Raw genomic sequence first — 15,762 nt, forward strand, 5'->3', positions numbered from 1 at the left:
GGAGGGTGGACCCCAGCCCCACTCGCATCCGCAGTCGCCCTCTCCCCGCAGGGGCCGTAACCCGGACGCACCCGCAGTCGCCCTCTCCCCGCAGGGGCCGTAACCCGGACGCACCCGCAGTCGCCCTCTCCCCGCAGGGGCCGTAACCCGGACGCACCCGCAGTCGCCCTCTCCCCGCAGGGGCCGTGCCCCGGACGCGCCCGCAGTCGCCCTGTCACCGAAGGGGCCGTGCCGGTGCATCACATGCCCGTTGCGGACGGTGACACGAACCCACCGCACTGATCCACCGGACCACACGACGGCTGCAACGGGCGGATCACCGGCACGGACCCGACCCACCCACCGCACCGAAGGCGCGACCCACCCACCGGACCAGAGGCGAGGCCAGGCCCACCGGCCCGGAGCCGAAACGGCCACGCTCAGCCCCGGGCGACCATCGTCTCGATCCCGGCGACCAGCATCTCCAGCGCGAACGTGAAGTCCCGCTCACGCATCTCCTCGACCGTGTCACCACCCCGCGCCTCCATGAGATCGGCGGCGCTCGCCAGGTTGGCGGCGAACTGCGGCTGCTCGCTGATCGTGCTCATGGCCTGCCGGAAGTACTCGTCCTGCGACATCCCCGCCGACGCGCAGCGCTGCACGAAGTGCCCCTCGATCGTGCCGAAGCCGTAGACGAACTGGAAGACGGCCGAGAGCGCCCCCATCTGCCCGTGCGGCGGCAGCCCGGTGTTGCGGACCACCTGCTGCACACAGAGCGAGAAGGACATCGAGCACGGCCCGATGTTCAGGAAGTTGCCGATGAGCGGCGACACCCAGGGATGACGCACCAGCAGCGCCCGGTACCCGACCGCGAGCGCGCGCAGCTGCTCCCGCCAGTCCTCGCCCGACTCCGGATCCGGCAGCCCCAGTTCACCGAAGACGGCGTCGAGGGCGAGTTCGAGCAGGTCGTCCTTGGTGTCGACGTACCAGTACACGGACATCGCGGTGACGTTCAGCTCCGCCGCCAGCCGCCGCATGGAGAACTTCGCCAGACCCTCCGCGTCCAGCAGCCGCACCGTGGCCTCGGTGATCCGCTCCCGGTCGAGCCCCGACGGCTGGCCGCCACCGCGGGCCGACCCGCCCCGGGACGCCTTGCCCTCCAGCCAGACACTGGTCCGCGCCGGACGCTTGGCCCGGTCGGCTGCCCTCACCATGGCGCACCTTCCTCGGAGCTCGTACCGCGGGACGGTCCGGAATTCCCCGGTCCGCCCTCCCACATGATGCTAAGCGCGCGTTTCGGCGAAACCGCTACGGAGATCGCGCAGCGCCACGCGCGAGCACCCTCGCGAAGAAGACCTCGCGAAGAAGACCTCCCGAAGAGCGCCGCGCGAAAACGCTACGCGGAGACCGCCACCGCGGAGTCTGCCCTCTCCGCCCGCCGCAGCAACGCGGCCGCGAGCAGCCCGCCGAGAAGCACCGCGACCGCACCGACCAACTGGCTGGTCTCCAGCCCCGACGAGAACGCGTCCGTGATCCGCTCCCGCTCGTCCCCCGAACCCGCCGAGGACAGCGCGGCCGGCAGCGACGTGGCCGCGACCGGAATCAGCGCCGCGAACCGCGAGTTGAGGATGGCGCCGAGCACCGCCACCCCCAGGCCGTTGCCGAACTCGGCGAGCGTGCCGTTGATCCCGGCGCCGACGCCCGCCTTCTCCCGCGGGATCGCGCTCATGATCGCGTGCGCCATGGCGGGATTGGCCACCGCACAGCCCGCGCCGATGAGCAGCAGCCCGAGCAGCGTGCCGCCGTAGCCGTGCCCGGCCAGCGTCGCGACGGACACGAGTCCGGCCGACATCAGCACCATGCCGAGCGCGATGGACAGGGGCGTGCCGAGCCGCGCCGTCCACTTCGCCGAGAGCCCGGTGAAGTTCAGCGCGACGACGGACAGCGCGAGCGGAGCGGTCCGCAGGCCGGCCTCCAACGGCCCGTACCCCAGGACGAACTGGAGGTGCTGCGTGAGCAGGAACAGCGCACCGCCCATGCCGAAGGTGATGAGCACGGCGCCCGCGACGGCGCCGGTGAAGCGCCGGTCCCGGAAGAAGTGCAGGTCGAGCATGGGGTGGGGAATCCGGGACTCCCAGTACGCGAAGCCGCCGAGCACCAGGAGCGCGACCGCCGCGGTCAGCAGCACTCGTCCCGAGGTCCAGCCGTGCTCGGGCCCGGAGATGATCGCGTAGACGAGCGCGGTCATGCCGATGGTGGACAGCAGCGCGCCGAGCAGGTCGGGGCGGTCCCCGCGAGGGGCCTTGGACTCCGGCACGAGGGCGACCACGGCGGCGAGACCGAGCGCGGCCACCGGCAGGTTGATCAGGAAGATCGCCCCCCACCAGTAGTGGTTGAGCATGAAGCCGCCGAGCAACGGCCCCGCGGCGAAGCCGAGGGCGTTCACCGCGCTCCAGATGCCGATCGCCTTGGGCTGCTCGTCGGGCGTGAAGATCTGCATCGCGACGGCGAGGGTGGTGGTGAGCAGCAGCGCGCCGCCCACGCCCATGCCCGCCCGCGCGGCGATCAACTGCGGGGTGGAGTCGGCGAGTCCGGCGACGAGCGACCCCAGGCCGAACAGCGCGAGGCCCGCGATCAGCATCTTCTTGCGGCCGTAGCGGTCGGCCGCGCTGCCCGCTGAGAGCAGCAGCCCGGACTGCACCAGCGAGTACGCGTTGATCATCCACTGGATGTCGGAGGTCGCCGCGCCGAGCTCCCGGGTGAGGGAGGGGATGGCCACGTTCAGGACGGTGTTGTCGAGCAGCACGGTGAGCTGCGCGAGACAGATGACGCCGAGGATCAGCCATCGCTGGGGGTGGCCCTGGGGAGCCGGAACGGTTGACATGCTTTACACCGTAGAACAAGACTCATACAGCGTACAGCTGGTTTCCCGCCCCACCACGAAGCCCCCCGCGGCCCCCTGCGGCCCCCGGGCCGGAACCCACCACACACACAGACCGGTGCCCCGAACCCACGACGCACCCCCAGCCCACCGGCCCGAACCCACGACGCACCCCCAGCCCACCGGCCCGAACCCACCACACAGCCCCGCCCCCTCCCCCACCCCCACACAGACCGGTGGCCCGGAGCAGAACCGCCCCGGGCCACCGCCCGACCCTCGCAATCGGCCCGCGATCAGCCGTTGCGCTGTGTCAGGTCGTAGAACGTCGCGGACCCCACCGTCACCTTCTTGAAGTTGGCCGTGACCCAAGAGCTGATCTGGGACGAGGAGCCGGAGCCACCGCCCATGCCGCCGCCCATGCCACCGCCGGAGATGAAGTAGTGGATCTTTCCTGCCGCCACGTACTTCTTGAACTGGGCCAGGGTCGGAGACGGATCGGTGCCGTTGAAGCCGCCGATGGCCATCACGGGCCTGCCGGTCGCGAGCTGGTAGCTGGCGGAGTTCTGGGAGCCGATGGCCGCGGCGGCCCAGGTGTAGTCGTCCGCGTTCTTCTCCAGCAGCTTCTTGGCCGCGGAGCTGACGTTCGCGCCGTTCAGCAGCCCGCCGGCACCGCCGCCTCCGCCCATCGAGCCCTCGCCGCGGACCATGCCGCCCGCACCGGGACCGCCCTGCTGGTTCTGCCCCTGACCGCCCGTGCCGTTGCCGTTCTGGGTGTTGCCGTTCTGGCCCGGCATGCCGCCGCCGGGGAAGCCGCCGGTCGGAGGCTGTCCCATGCCGCCGCCCTGCTGGGTGTTGCCGTTGCCGTTCTGCTGGTTCTGGCCCGGCATGCCGCCGCCGAAGCCGCCGCGCATGCCACCGCCGCCACGGCCGCCACCGGGCCCGCCCATCATGCTCGCGCCGGCGGGACCGGCCGTCACGATGGAACCGGTGTGCCCGGTGTCCACCGTGGAGAGCGTGTACGCGGTCGGACCCGCGACCGAGGCCAGCACGCTCAGCCCCACCGCCGCGAGGGCGAGCCGGCGTCCGATCCGGGTGACGAAGATCAGGCCGAGCGCACCGGCCAGTCCGCCGACCAGGACCAGCCACTTGAGCCAGGGCAGGTAGTCGGGCGTGCGGTTGAGGAGGACGTACCCCCAGGCGGCGGTCGCGGTGACCGCGCCGGCCAGGCTGAGCGAGGCCCAGATCCTGGACCGCTCCTCCCACAGGACCGTCGCGCCCATGCCGACGACGGCGGCGATGTAGGGGGCGAGGGCCACCGTGTAGTACTGGTGGAAGATGCCGGCCATGTAGCTGAAGACGACCGCGGTCATCAGCAGCGCACCGCCCCACGCGAGGAACGACCCGCGGGCCAGGTCGGTACGCCCGGCGCGGGCGGCGGTCCCGTCGCCCGCACGGAACCGGGAGCGGGTGAGCACGAGCCCGGCGACCAGCAGGATCAGCGCGGCGGGCAGCAGCCAGGAGATCTGGCCGCCGATCTCGGAGTTGAACATCCGGTCCCAGCCGGTCTCGCCCCACTGACCGGTCCCACCGCCTCCGCCGCCACCGCCGACGCTGCCGGTCTCGTCGCCGTTGATGCGGCCGAGGCCGTTGTAGCCGAAGGTCAGCTCCAGGAAGGAGTTGTTCTGCGAGCCGCCGATGTACGGGCGGGAGGACGCGGGCCACAGCTCCACGATCGCGACCCACCAGCCGCCGGAGACGACCATGGCGAGCGCGGACAGACCGAGCTGCCCGAACCGCTTCTTCAGGGAGACGGGTGCGCAGACCGCGTACACCAGCGCGAGCGGCGGCAGGATCAGGAAGGCCTGGAGCGTCTTGACGAGGAAGGCGAGGCCGACCGCGGCGCCCGCCCACACCAGCCACTTGGTCCGGCCGTCCTCAAGACCGCGGATGACGCAGTAGACGGTGACGGTCATGAGTAGCGCGAGCATCGCGTCCGGGTTGTTGAACCGGAACATCAGCGCGGCGACGGGGGTGAGCGCGAGCACCGCGCCCGCGATCAGGCCGGCGGCGGGGCTGAAGCGACGGCGCACGGCCGCGTACAGGACGCCGACCGTGGCCACGCCCATGAGGACCTCGGGCACGAGGATCGCCCAGGAGCTGAGACCGAAGATCCGGACCGACAGGGCCATCGGCCACAGCGAGGCCGGGGGCTTGTCGACGGTGATGGCGTTGGCGGAGTCGAGCGAGCCGAAGAAGAAGGCCTTCCAGCTCTGGCTGCCGGCCTGCACGGCCGCGGAGTAGAACGAGTTGGCGTATCCGGAGGCGCTCAGGTTGTACAGGTAGAGGAGCGCGGTGGCGGCCAGCAGGCCGAGGAGTGCGGGTCGCGCCCAGCGCGGGTCCTCGGGCCGGCCTCGCCAGAGGCGCCGGTGGAACGGCTGCCGGGGCTCACCGGAGTCGGAGCCCGGGCCGGGAGCGGGAGGCGGAGCGCCGGCGGGCAGGCCCGGCTGCCGCGGGGCCGTCGCCGTGGGCGGCTCCCACGAGGGACTCACACCCTGTGGACGGGTCGTGTCGGGCTGAGTGGTCATCGTGCGTTCCTCGGGTCGTGATCGTGCGGGCGCACCGCCTGCAACTGCATGGTCGAGTCCCCCCAGGTGCGGTCCGCGGCCTCACCGGCGCGGAACTGGGTCGTGTCGTGCGGGGTCTGGTCGTGCGGGGTCTGGTCGTGCGGGCCGTGGCCGTGCGGGGCCGGTACCTGCGACACCGGGCCGCACGGGGCGAGCGGACCGTGCGAGGCCGGGCCGTTCGAGGCCGGACGGTGCGAGGCCACGACGTGCGACGTCCGCTCGTCGCGCCGGTCCGGGAAGACCCAGGCCCGGAAGAGCAGGAACCGCAGCACGGTCGCCGCGAGGTTGGCGGCGATCAGCACGGCCAGCTCGGTGGAGTGCGAGGCGTCGCTGCTCGCCGCCTTCAGCGCGGCGAGGGAGCCGCTGGTGAGGGCGAGGCCGATGCCGAAGACGACCAGGCCCTGCGCCTGGTGGCGGACGGCGCCGCCCCGGCCGCGCACCCCGAAGGTCAGCCGCCGGTTGGCGGCCGTGTTGGCGACCGCGGAGACGAGCAGGGCCAGCGCGTTGGCGATCTGTGCCCCGGAGAAGGAACGGAAGGCGCTGTAGAGGAGCAGGTAGAACAGGGTGGACAGGCCGCCGACGACGCAGAACCCGACGAGCTGGCGGGCCAGGCCGCCCGGCACGTCGGTGAGGTCCCGGTCGCGCGGATCGTCCCCGAAGGGCCGGGCGAGCCGGTCGAGCGGCAGCGAACCGGTGGCGAGGGCGCGTCCCACCCGCCACACCCCCTTGAGGTCGTCGGTCGCGGTCTTCACGATGTGCACGGTCGAGTCCGGGTCGTCGACCCAGTCGACGGGCACCTCGTGGATGCGCAGTCCGGCCCGCTCGGCGAGCACCAGCATCTCCGTGTCGAAGAACCAGCCGGTGTCCTCGACCAGCGGCAGCAGCGCCTGGGCGACATCACGGCGGATCGCCTTGAAGCCGCACTGCGCGTCCGAGAAGCGGGCCTGCAGCGAACCGCGCAGGATCAGGTTGTACGAGCGGCTGATGAACTCCCGCTTGGCGCCGCGCACCACCCGGGAGCTCCGCGACAGCCGGGAGCCGATCGCCAGGTCCGAGTGGCCGGAGATCAGCGGCGCGACCAGCGGCAGCAGGGCGTTGAGGTCGGTGGACAGGTCCACGTCCATGTAGGCGAGGACCGGCGCGTCCGACGCCGACCACACGGCCCGCAGCGCCCGGCCGCGGCCCTTCTGCTCCAGCCGGAAGGACCGGACCTCGGGGATCTCCGCCGCCAGCCGCTCGGCCACCCGGGGGGTGCTGTCCGTGGACGCGTTGTCCGCCACCGTGATGCGGAACGCGTACGGGAACGTGCGCTCCAGGTGCTCGTGCAGTCTGAGCACACAGGGCTGGAGGTCCTTCTCCTCGTTGTAGACGGGGATCACTACGTCCAGGACAGGCGTACCGGCGTCTGTGGCCGGGAGGTGCTCCCGCGCCGGCAGATTGCCGGGAGAAGGGTCGGTTCGCATGCGAACGACTCTCGTCAAGCGCCCTGTTGCGCCCATGTGGTGGTGCTGTGCTGTGCCTGTGAGTGCGATGACCACGCCGCTTCGGGGGCGGGCCGCGGCACGGCGGGGCCGAGCGCGGGCAGATGCAGCGTGAACACGGTCCTGCCGGGCACGCTGTCGACGGTCACGGCACCGCCGTGCGCGGTCGCGACCGCCTGCACGATGGCGAGCCCCAGACCGGTGGATCCGGTGGCCCGGGACCGGGCGGAGTCCCCCCGCGCGAACCGTTCGAAGACGTGCGGCAGCAGTTCGGACGAGATGCCCTGGCCGTTGTCCTCGACGTCGATGCACATCCACGGTCCGCGCCGCTGGACGCGGGCCGTGACCGTCGTGCCGGGCGGGGTGTGCTTGCGGGCGTTGCCCAGCAGATTGACCAGCACCTGCTGGATGCGTGCCGCGTCCCCGGCCACCAGGGCCGGTTCGTCGGGCAGGTCGAGGCGCCAGTTGTGGTCCATGCCGGCCGCGCGCGCGTCGCTGATGGTGTCCACCACGAGCGGGACGAGGTCGGTCTGCTCGAACTGCAGAGGGCGGCCGGCGTCCAGGCGGGCGAGCAGCAGGAGGTCCTCGACGAGCAGCGTCATCCGGCCCGCCTCGGACTCGATCCGGCCGAGCGCGTGCCGGGTGTCGGGCCCGACCTGCTCCCGGCCGCGCCGGGTCAGTTCGGCGTAGCCCCGGATGGAGGCGAGGGGGGTGCGCAGCTCATGGCTCGCGTCCGCGACGAACTGCCGTACCCGCGTCTCGCTCTGCTGGCGGGCGTGCAGCGCGCCGTGCACGTGGTCGAGCATCCGGTTGAGCGCGGCACCGACCTGGCCGACCTCGGTGTGCGGGTCGGTCTCGGACTCCGGGACACGTTCGCTGAGGTTCACCTCGCCGCTGTGCAGGGGGAGTTCGGAGACGCGGGTGGCGGTGGCGGCGACCTTGCGCAGGGGGCGGGTGGCGAAGCCGACCAGGACGTAGCCGGCGATGGCGGCGGCCACCAGACCGGCGGCGGTGACACTGATCTCGACGAGGATCAGGGTGTTGACGTTCTCGTCGGTGTCCGCGGTCGGCAGGCCGACGTAGTACGAGTCGCTGCCGTCCCGGTTCGTGGTGTATTCGACGAAGTAGCTCCCGAGGCCCGGGAGATCCACGGAGTGCCCCTTGCCGTCCTTGGGCACGGTGGCGAGCGCCGTCTTCTGCGCCGTGGTGAGCTCGGTGGCGTTCATCCTCTTGAAGATGCCGCTGGTGTCGTTCTTCTGCTCGGCCACCGCCGCGCTGGTGATCTCGCCGTCCGCCACGTACGCGGCGACGGTCCTCGGCTGGGTCGGGCCATTGGTGACGAAGGTCCGGACCTTGCCGCTCGGTGTGGTGCTGTCGTCGAGGGCGCCGGTGTCCCCGATGGGGGCTCCGGGGCCGCTGCCCATCTTGTCCGGCAGGCGGCCGCCCGCCGCGCGCATGGCGGTCTCGCGCAGCTTGTCGCCCAGCTGGTCGTACAGGTGCGAGCGCAGCGCGATCGTGGTGACGGTGCCGATCACCGCGCACACGACGGCGATCAGCGTCACGGACGCGACGACGAGCCGCGTCCGCAGGGTGCGCGGCTGTCCTCGCCTCTTCTGCGTACGCGGCCGTCGTCGTCCGCTCATGACGCGGCGGGCTTGATCAGATAGCCGGCTCCACGCCGGGTGTGGATCATCGGCTCACGGCCCGCGTCTATCTTGCGCCGCAGGTAGGAGATGTAGAGCTCGACCACGTTGGCCTGCCCGCCGAAGTCGTAGGACCACACCCGGTCGAGGATCTGCGCCTTGCTGAGCACCCGGCGCGGATTGCGCATCAGGAAGCGGAGCAGTTCGAACTCGGTCGCGGTGAGGTGGATGTTCTCGCCCGCCCGCGACACCTCGTGGCTGTCCTCGTCCAGGGTGAGGTCGCCGACCACCAGCACGGAGTCGGAGCGGCGGTCGGCGGCGCCGGAACGGCGGATCAGTCCGCGCAGCCGCGCCACGACCTCTTCGAGGCTGAACGGCTTGGTGACGTAGTCGTCGCCACCGGCGGTCAGGCCCGCGATGCGGTCCTCGACGGCGTCCTTCGCGGTGAGGAACAGCACCGGCACGTCGGGCAGTTCGCGGCGCAGCCGGCCCAGGACGGCCAGTCCGTCCATGTCGGGCAGCATCATGTCGAGGACGACGGCGTCGGGCCGGAACTCGCGCGCGGTCTGCACCGCGCCCTGTCCGTCGCCCGCGCTGCGGATCTGCCAGCCTTCGTAGCGCAGGGCCATGGACAGCAGCTCGGTGATCGACAACTCGTCGTCCACCACAAGCACGCGGACGGGGCTCCCGTCCGGCCTCAGCAGTTCGGTGCGCCCCTGGGGCGAGGTCGTGGTCATAGCGGACACCTTGCTGGGCGCCGCTGAGAGCATCCTTTCGGGAACCTGTGATTTGTCTGAGAAACCCACAGGAGTCTCTCAGGGAACTCCTGGGAAGATCATCGGCTGTTCCGGGCGGCGCGGTTCACCCGTCGATCGCGAAGAGGCGTGCGCCGTTCTCCCAGCAGACCGCGCGCAGCCACGCGTCGCCCAGTCCGAGCCGTTCCAGGGCGTGCAGCTGATGGGCGTACGGATAAGGGATGTTGGGGAAGTCGCTGCCCAGCAGCACCCTGTCGCCGAGGGCGGCGAGCCGGTCTCGTGCCCGGTCCGGGAAGGGTGCGAGCCGTTCGGCGAAGTCGGTGAACGCCATGGTCGTGTCGAGCCGCACCTCCTCGTACCGCTCGGCCAGGTCGAGGAAGTCCTCGTACTCCGGCATGCCCATGTGCGCGACGACGAGCCGCAGTCGCGGATGGCGCGCCAGGACGTCCGCGACCGGACCGGGTCCGGTGTGCTTGCCGGGCGAGGGCCCGGACCCGCAGTGCATCACGACGGGCACGCCCGCCTCGGCCAGTGCCCCCCACGCCGGGTCGAGCAGCGGGTCGCCCGGGTCGTACGCCCCGACCTGCACATGTGCCTTGAAGACCCGTGCGCCCGCGTCCACCGCCTCCCGTACGTACCTCTCCACGCCCGGCTCGGGGAACAGGGTCGCCGTGTGCAGGCAGTCGGGGGTGCGGCGGGCGAAGCCGACGGCCCATGAGTTGAGCCATTCGGCCATGCCGGGCTTGTGCGGGTAGAGCATCGCGGTGAAGGCCCGCACTCCGAACGCCCGGATCACCGCGAGCCGTTCGTCCTCGTCCGCGCGATAGGTGATCGGCCACTCGACGCCGCCGGTCAGCGGGCCGAGTCCGTCGAAGTAGTCCCACACCTTGCGCAGCACGCGGTCGGGCATGAAGTGGGTGTGCACGTCGACGAGGCCGGGCAGGCCGAGGCGCCGCCAGAAGCGTGTGACGTCGGCGGCGTCGGCCGGGGCGGCGGCGCCGGGGCCGGCTACCGGGAGTCCGCTGTCGCCGGCCGTGCCGTCGCCCGGTGTGCCGTCGCCGGTCCGCTGCCCGCTACCGCCCGGCACGCTCGAACCCGTGGCTGTGCTCGACCTTGGCGATGTGCAGGGTGTAGCGCGTGTACCAGTGGTCGCGGCCACGCTTCTTCGCCGCCCGGTGCTCCATGTGGTTCCGCCACGCGTCGATGGCCGCCTCGTCGCGGAAGTAGGCGACGGTGACCCCGAGGCCGCCGGGCGTGCGGGCGGCGTCCTCGCCGAGGAAGCCGGGGATCTCCTTCACCAGCTCGCTCAGCCGCTCACCGGTCTCGTCGTAACCGTCGTTGTCCTCCGTGCGCACGGAGGTGAACACGACGGCGTAGTAAGGAGGTTCATGTGCCGCGACAGGCGCAACGAAGTGATCGCTCATGTCGCCACTCTCGGGTCGGGCGCCCGGCTCCGTCCAGCGCCTTTCCGTACGGGACCCAAAAGGGATCGAAGTCTTGACCATTCCCCCGCCCGGTCCGCCCCCCGTCCCGCCCCTGCCGGACCCGCCCGGTCCGCCCCCGTCCCGCCCCTGCCGGATCCACCCGAGTCCCGCCCCTCCGGGATCCCGCTCCACCTCCTGGGCTCCCGCCCCGCTGCTCGTCGGCTCCGGCTCCACCGCTCGTCCGCTCCGACTCCGCCCCTCCCCGGCTCCCCTCCGCCGCTCGTGAGAGCACCGCTCCGCCGCGCGTCAGAACAGGCCGTCCTGCACCCCGTCGTCCTTCAACTCCCGCACGGGAACGCGCAGTCCCGTCTCCCCGTCGGCAGCGGCGGTCAGCTCCCAGCCGGTCATGAGCCGGGTGTCCAGCACGGCGACCCCGCGCTCCGTCGCGAGATGCAGGTCGGGCCCGGCGGCGGCGAGCAGCTCACCGCTCACCACGCCCCCGGCGACCAGCCCGCGCACGACGGCTTCCGCGGGCGGCAGCCCCGCGAGCCCGAACACACCGGTGTGGTCGACGGGCTCGAACGGCAGGCGCCGGAGCGACTCGGGCCAGGCGTCGAGCCGCCCCGCCCGCTCGTGCAGCGCGCGGATCTCGGCCACCCGCTCCTCGGGCCCCGGCAGCGCCGACCGCACCGCCCGCTTCTCGGCGTACGGAATCCGGTCGGGCACCTTGAGCGCGGCCCGCAGCAGCTCCTCCGAGCGGCGCGCGGCCATCAGGGGTCCCTGCCCCAGCCATCCGAACGTGACGGCGCCCTGCTCCAGGAGGCGCGCGGTGCCCCGCTCGACCCTGGTGATCCCCACCTTGACGAGTCCGGGACCGAACCACGCCAGATACACGTGGTACGGCCGCGGGTCGTCGGCCATCGTGTCCGCGGCCACGGAGTGCGACCGCTCCAACCGGGCGCACTCCTCGCACCGGGCGCCCGTGCTCCGCCCCGGCACGACCGCCCGCACCGGGCAGGCGTGGCCCCGGGCCCCCACGCAGGTGCGCGCGGCGCCGTCCGGCACGGCGAACGCCACCCGCCGACCGCGGACCAGCGGGCTCCCCTGCCCGCCGCCCCACATCAGCACGGGCCCGTCCGCCGACCACCGCAGACCCGAACATCTCCACACCCGCCGCACACCGACGACAGTAGAGGCCGCCACTGACACCGGCCCCGGCCCGTCCGTCAGAGAGCGGACTCGGTCACGGCCTCACCCGTGCCGGTGCCGTCCCGGCCCGCGTCGCCGCTCGCCCGCGCGGGGACGCCGGCGGGCCGCCCCCGTCCCGCCAGCCGGCAGCCGAGACACCCGGGGTGCCCCTCCCGCGCGCCGAGGTCCCTGACCCGCCAGCCCCATTCGTCGACGGGCCGACGGCCGGGCGGCTTGCCCCAGCCGGCCAGATGCAGCGCCCACGTGGTCAGCGCGCCGATCAGTACGACGCCCAGCCCACCCCACAGCCCCAGGGCGCTCCCGGTGCACAGGCCCAGCCCGCTGCCCGTCGCGCCCACGGTGGCGATGGCGAACCCGGTCCATCCCGCGAGCGTGTGCCCCTCGTCCCACTGGCTCATCCGCAACCCCCTCATGCCGTGACGACTAAACTCACACCTACCTCACTACCTAAGCAATTTAGCACCTAAACCTCTCACGACGTAAGGGAATATCGATGGCTCAGGGCACGCCGCGCCCGCCCGCGACACCGGCCCGGACCCTCTCCGCGATGGATCACCTGATCGCGACGAGCATGTTCGGCCAGCAGGAGATGGCCCAGCGGCTGAACCTGAACGTCACCGACCTCACGTGCTTCGGGTTCGTCCTGGAGGCGGGCGACGACCTGCTCACGGCGGGCGACCTCGCGGAACGCGCTCATGTCACCACCGGCGCCGTCACCGGCATCCTCAACCGCCTCGAACGTGTCGGCTACGTCGCCCGCCGCCCCGACCCCGCCGACCGCCGCCGCGTCCGCATCGCCGCACAGCCCGACGCCGTCGCCCGCGTCACGGCGCTCTACGAGCCGTACTACACCCGCCTGAGCGCGCTCCTCGCCGAGTACACCCCCAACGAACTGTCCCTGCTCGAAGGCCTGTTCACCCGCACGGGCGAGCTGATGAGCGACTACCTGGAAGAGCTGCGCGAGCCGAACGGCTGACGGCTCCTACGACGCCAGCGGCCACAACGGCGGCGCGTACCGCCCGGGACGCTCCTCGGCCAGAAGCCGCCGGAGCTCGTCGTGCCGCGCGCCACCCAGGCCGAGCACCTCGGCGAGACGGCCGAACGTCGCGTGCGTGACCCCCCGGTCACGCGCCCCCGCCTCGAACCGGTCCAGCCGGCCGAGCAGGGCGCGCGCGTCGAGCTCCTCCGCCGGCTCCTCGCCGCGCCGCGCGGCGCTCTCCCGCTCACGGTCGATCTCCGAGAAACCGCAGATCTCCCGGCTGCTCGCCTCGACCTCGCGCAGGGACTCCGTCTCCATGATCGCGCTGCCCAGCCGACTGCGGGCGAGCGCGGCGTCCAGGTCCGCCTCGTGCACCGTCGGACCCTCGTCCGTGAGGGGCACGGCGCGCCCGCCGCCCGCCGCCTCACAGACGCCGCGCACTCCGCGGGCGGTCGCCGCGAGCATCGCGGCCGCTTCGGAGGGGTGCCATTCCAGGACCGTGCCGACCGCCTCGACGTCCTCGGCCGTGAAGGTGTGGACGACAGGGCCGAGCAGACCGCGCAGCTCGTCGGGCGGGAGTTCGCCGTCCAGCCCGGGGCCCGCCACCAGGAGCCGTACGGACGCGTTCACCTGGGAGCACGCCGCGAGGGTCAGCGCGTCCGCGAGTGGACTCTGCAGCGTCGGCTCGTCGCCGCGGGCGAGGATGTCCCCGCCGACGTCCAGAAGATCGATCAAGTCCGGCTCCAAGTGGCTGATCAGCTCTTCGACTTGGCGGGTGATGCCCTCGGCTCCGTGGTCCGGGTCGATCAGCGCGAACGTCTGCGGGAGCGCGGCCGCCAGGCGCGGCAGCGTGGAACCCGCCGGGGCGATCGGGCGGGCCCCGCCCGGCACGGTCCGGACCGCCGGTGTGAGCCGTTCGAGGCCGGTGAAGCGGTCCGGCCCGCGGGGGCCCGGCACCGCGTCGCTCAGCAGGCGGTCCCAGGCGTACGTGAGGATCACGGTCCGGTCCCCGTCGCCGTGCAGAGCGCCGTCGAGCATCGCGGCGGCGACGGCGTCACCCCCGCCTCCCGCTGCGACGATCAGCCTCGTCATGACTTCAGCGTACGAGCAGTGCGGCCCTGCCTCCACGGCTCGGCGCCACCCGTCCGGGGACCCGCACCGACACTCCCCTGAGCGCACCGGCACCGCCAGGGGTCCGCACCAGCGCCCCGTATTCCGCCGCTCCGTATTCGGGCGCCACGGTCTCGGCGGTTCCGGTCGCGCTTTCCCGCGGGCCCGCGCACTTCCGCGCCGGGTCACCGCGCGGCGTATCGACGAAACGCAAGAGGCCCCGGATCTCTCCGGGGCCTCTTGTCCATGTGCACTCGGCAGGATTCGAACCTGCAACCTTCTGATCCGTAGTCAGATGCTCTATCCGTTAAGCTACGAGTGCTTGTTCTGTTGTGCTTTCGCCTCCGCTCCCCGGCCTTTCGGCCCGCTCGCGGCGACAGGAAGAACATTACATGACTGCCGCCGCCATGTGAAATCCGTTTGCCGCACCGCTTGTGAGCTGGGCAAACGCCCTTCCGGGCCCTTTCGCCGGCACGCCGGGGCCATGGTCCGGGGCGCATGAACGCCGAAGCCCCGGTCCAACTGGACCGGGGCTTCGGATCTTGAGGCGGAGGCGGAGGGATTTGAACCCTCGATGGGCTTTAAGGCCCAAACCGCATTAGCAGTGCGGCGCCATAGACCGGACTAGGCGACGCCTCCCGCACAGCCGCCCGCGCGAGCGCGAGTGGTGCGTGCAGATGATGACACAGTCGAGCGCGGTGTCACCAATCGCCCCCCACGGTACTAGGCAGGCAGGCCGCAGAGCAAAGCCCGTCCGAGGTGGACCCGGGTGTCGCGGCGAAGCACCGGGCGGGGCCGGGAACGGACGCCTTGCGGGGCCGGCCGCGGACGCCCGGCCGGGTGGCGGGCGGACGCGTGACCGGATCGGCGCGCAACCGTGCGGGGCGCCCGGCGTTAGACAGGGCATGCTCCACCGAATCGTTCTCACCGCCGCGGCGTCCGCCGCCGCGCTCTCCACCGCACCGGCCGCCTCCGCCGCCGTACCGGCCGTGCCCGCGGTGTCCGCCGTGCCGGCCGTCGCGTCCGCGCCCGGCCCGGTCTCGCACGGCACGCCGGTCCACGCGCGGCCGCTCCTCATGCCCCCGCCCGCCCGGGACGACGACTCCGGGGACCGGCTGACCGTGACCGTCCACGGCTCCGGCGGCGACACGGACGGGACGTACGAACTGCGCTGCCACCCCAGCGGCGGCAGCCATCCGGACGCGGCCGAGGCCTGCGCCGAGCTGGACCGGAACACCACGTGGGGCAAGGACCCCTTCGCCCCCGTGCCGCCCGGGACGATGTGCACGATGCTGTACGGCGGTCCCGCCACCGCGCACGTCACCGGGACCTGGGCCGGGCGCCCCGTGGACGCGCGCTTCGACCGCACGGACGGCTGCGAGATCGCGCGCTGGGACGGTCTCGTACCGCTGCTGCCCAGCCTGGGGCCCTAGCCGGAACCCGGGTCCGGCATCCGCCCGGACCCACGACCGGTCCGGGCGGGCGAGGGACGACCGGAGCCCGGGACCGGAGCGGGCGCGCCGGTGGAGCGGGGACGAAATGCGTGGTCACAGGTTCTACGTCTCTTCTGCGTCTGTTCTGCGTGCGACCTCCCTCTCATCCGGCGTCGCGAGCGCAACCACTGCCCGTAGACTCCCTCGCGTGACACGCTGCGGGACGGTTGGCAAGATGGCACCC

13 protein-coding genes and 2 tRNA genes are annotated in these 15,762 nt (G+C 72.5%); 2 read left to right on the forward strand and 13 right to left on the reverse strand.

Translation table 11 applies throughout. From position 1 onward, the window contains the following. Nucleotides 1-419 precede the first annotated feature (419 nt). From ACSYGO_RS23605 to ACSYGO_RS23650, 10 genes are all read right to left on the reverse strand, one after another. Nucleotides 420-1,193 (reverse strand): TetR/AcrR family transcriptional regulator, encoded by a 774-nt coding sequence (locus ACSYGO_RS23605; protein ID WP_359494871.1) that lies wholly within the window; start codon nucleotides 1,191-1,193, stop codon nucleotides 420-422. 182 nt (nucleotides 1,194-1,375) lie between these two features. Then, entirely contained in the window at nucleotides 1,376-2,863 is a 1,488-nt protein-coding gene (locus tag ACSYGO_RS23610) for an MFS transporter (protein WP_460387530.1), read from the reverse strand. Between the two features lie 290 nt (nucleotides 2,864-3,153). Further along, nucleotides 3,154-5,445 (reverse strand): ArnT family glycosyltransferase, encoded by a 2,292-nt coding sequence (locus ACSYGO_RS23615; protein WP_460387531.1) that lies wholly within the window; start codon nucleotides 5,443-5,445, stop codon nucleotides 3,154-3,156. Continuing rightward, the gene (locus tag ACSYGO_RS23620; RefSeq protein WP_460387533.1) at nucleotides 5,442-6,947 is read right to left on the reverse strand and encodes a bifunctional glycosyltransferase family 2/GtrA family protein; all 1,506 of its coding nucleotides are present in this window, start codon (nucleotides 6,945-6,947) and stop codon (nucleotides 5,442-5,444) included. Before ACSYGO_RS23620 ends, ACSYGO_RS23615 begins: the two co-directional genes overlap by 4 nt. Before the next feature lie 14 nt (nucleotides 6,948-6,961). Continuing rightward, nucleotides 6,962-8,608, reverse strand: coding sequence for an ATP-binding protein (locus ACSYGO_RS23625; RefSeq protein ID WP_460387534.1), 1,647 nt, complete (start codon nucleotides 8,606-8,608; stop codon nucleotides 6,962-6,964). Further along, entirely contained in the window at nucleotides 8,605-9,345 is a 741-nt protein-coding gene (locus ACSYGO_RS23630; protein WP_179332490.1) for a response regulator transcription factor, read from the reverse strand. The genes ACSYGO_RS23625 and ACSYGO_RS23630 overlap by 4 nt, the downstream gene beginning before the upstream one ends. A 124-nt stretch (nucleotides 9,346-9,469) precedes the next feature. Continuing rightward, entirely contained in the window at nucleotides 9,470-10,306 is an 837-nt protein-coding gene (locus tag ACSYGO_RS23635) for an amidohydrolase family protein (RefSeq protein ID WP_432188942.1), read from the reverse strand. Between the two features lie 130 nt (nucleotides 10,307-10,436). Beyond that, nucleotides 10,437-10,787 carry an antibiotic biosynthesis monooxygenase family protein gene (locus tag ACSYGO_RS23640; protein ID WP_426677152.1) on the reverse strand — a complete coding sequence of 117 codons (351 nt, stop codon included), beginning with the start codon at nucleotides 10,785-10,787 and terminating at the stop codon, nucleotides 10,437-10,439. Between the two features lie 306 nt (nucleotides 10,788-11,093). Further along, the gene (locus ACSYGO_RS23645; RefSeq protein ID WP_426677151.1) at nucleotides 11,094-11,966 is read right to left on the reverse strand and encodes a DUF2797 domain-containing protein; all 873 of its coding nucleotides are present in this window, start codon (nucleotides 11,964-11,966) and stop codon (nucleotides 11,094-11,096) included. Nucleotides 11,967-12,013: 47 nt separating this feature from the next. Then, entirely contained in the window at nucleotides 12,014-12,394 is a 381-nt protein-coding gene (locus ACSYGO_RS23650) for an HGxxPAAW family protein (protein WP_426677150.1), read from the reverse strand. A 149-nt stretch (nucleotides 12,395-12,543) separates the two neighbouring features. Here ACSYGO_RS23650 and ACSYGO_RS23655 point away from each other — a divergent pair, with 149 nt between their 5' ends. After that, nucleotides 12,544-12,972, forward strand: coding sequence for a MarR family transcriptional regulator (locus tag ACSYGO_RS23655; RefSeq protein WP_460387537.1), 429 nt, complete (start codon nucleotides 12,544-12,546; stop codon nucleotides 12,970-12,972). A gap of 6 nt (nucleotides 12,973-12,978) precedes the next feature. Here the strand turns inward: ACSYGO_RS23655 and ACSYGO_RS23660 are convergent, their stop codons facing one another. The 3 genes from ACSYGO_RS23660 to ACSYGO_RS23670 form a co-directional block, all read right to left on the reverse strand. Then, nucleotides 12,979-14,067, reverse strand: coding sequence for a DUF1152 domain-containing protein (locus ACSYGO_RS23660; RefSeq protein WP_460387539.1), 1,089 nt, complete (start codon nucleotides 14,065-14,067; stop codon nucleotides 12,979-12,981). A 267-nt stretch (nucleotides 14,068-14,334) separates the two neighbouring features. Next, nucleotides 14,335-14,407: transfer RNA gene (locus ACSYGO_RS23665), tRNA-Arg, on the reverse strand. 226 nt (nucleotides 14,408-14,633) lie between these two features. Continuing rightward, a tRNA-Ser gene (locus ACSYGO_RS23670) sits at nucleotides 14,634-14,724 on the reverse strand. Between the two features lie 266 nt (nucleotides 14,725-14,990). Here ACSYGO_RS23670 and ACSYGO_RS23675 point away from each other — a divergent pair. Then, nucleotides 14,991-15,518 carry an SSI family serine proteinase inhibitor gene (locus ACSYGO_RS23675; RefSeq protein ID WP_432175504.1) on the forward strand — a complete coding sequence of 176 codons (528 nt, stop codon included), beginning with the start codon at nucleotides 14,991-14,993 and terminating at the stop codon, nucleotides 15,516-15,518. The last annotated feature ends 244 nt before the right edge of the window (nucleotides 15,519-15,762 follow it).

Source organism: Streptomyces krungchingensis (genome assembly GCF_054729265.1).

Bases quoted from the DNA above. Each gene is read 5' to 3' on its own strand.
- ACSYGO_RS23605 (WP_359494871.1), bottom strand. From the start codon at position 1,193: ATGGTGAGGGCAGCCGACCGGGCCAAGCGTCCGGCGCGGACCAGTGTC.
- ACSYGO_RS23610 (WP_460387530.1), bottom strand. From the start codon at position 2,863: ATGTCAACCGTTCCGGCTCCCCAGGGCCACCCCCAGCGATGGCTGATC.
- ACSYGO_RS23615 (WP_460387531.1), bottom strand. From the start codon at position 5,445: ATGACCACTCAGCCCGACACGACCCGTCCACAGGGTGTGAGTCCCTCG.
- ACSYGO_RS23620 (WP_460387533.1), bottom strand. From the start codon at position 6,947: ATGCGAACCGACCCTTCTCCCGGCAATCTGCCGGCGCGGGAGCACCTC.
- ACSYGO_RS23625 (WP_460387534.1), bottom strand. From the start codon at position 8,608: ATGAGCGGACGACGACGGCCGCGTACGCAGAAGAGGCGAGGACAGCCG.
- ACSYGO_RS23630 (WP_179332490.1), bottom strand. From the start codon at position 9,345: ATGACCACGACCTCGCCCCAGGGGCGCACCGAACTGCTGAGGCCGGAC.
- ACSYGO_RS23640 (WP_426677152.1), bottom strand. From the start codon at position 10,787: ATGAGCGATCACTTCGTTGCGCCTGTCGCGGCACATGAACCTCCTTAC.
- ACSYGO_RS23650 (WP_426677150.1), bottom strand. From the start codon at position 12,394: ATGAGCCAGTGGGACGAGGGGCACACGCTCGCGGGATGGACCGGGTTC.
- ACSYGO_RS23655 (WP_460387537.1), top strand. From the start codon at position 12,544: ATGGATCACCTGATCGCGACGAGCATGTTCGGCCAGCAGGAGATGGCC.
- ACSYGO_RS23660 (WP_460387539.1), bottom strand. From the start codon at position 14,067: ATGACGAGGCTGATCGTCGCAGCGGGAGGCGGGGGTGACGCCGTCGCC.
- ACSYGO_RS23675 (WP_432175504.1), top strand. From the start codon at position 14,991: ATGCTCCACCGAATCGTTCTCACCGCCGCGGCGTCCGCCGCCGCGCTC.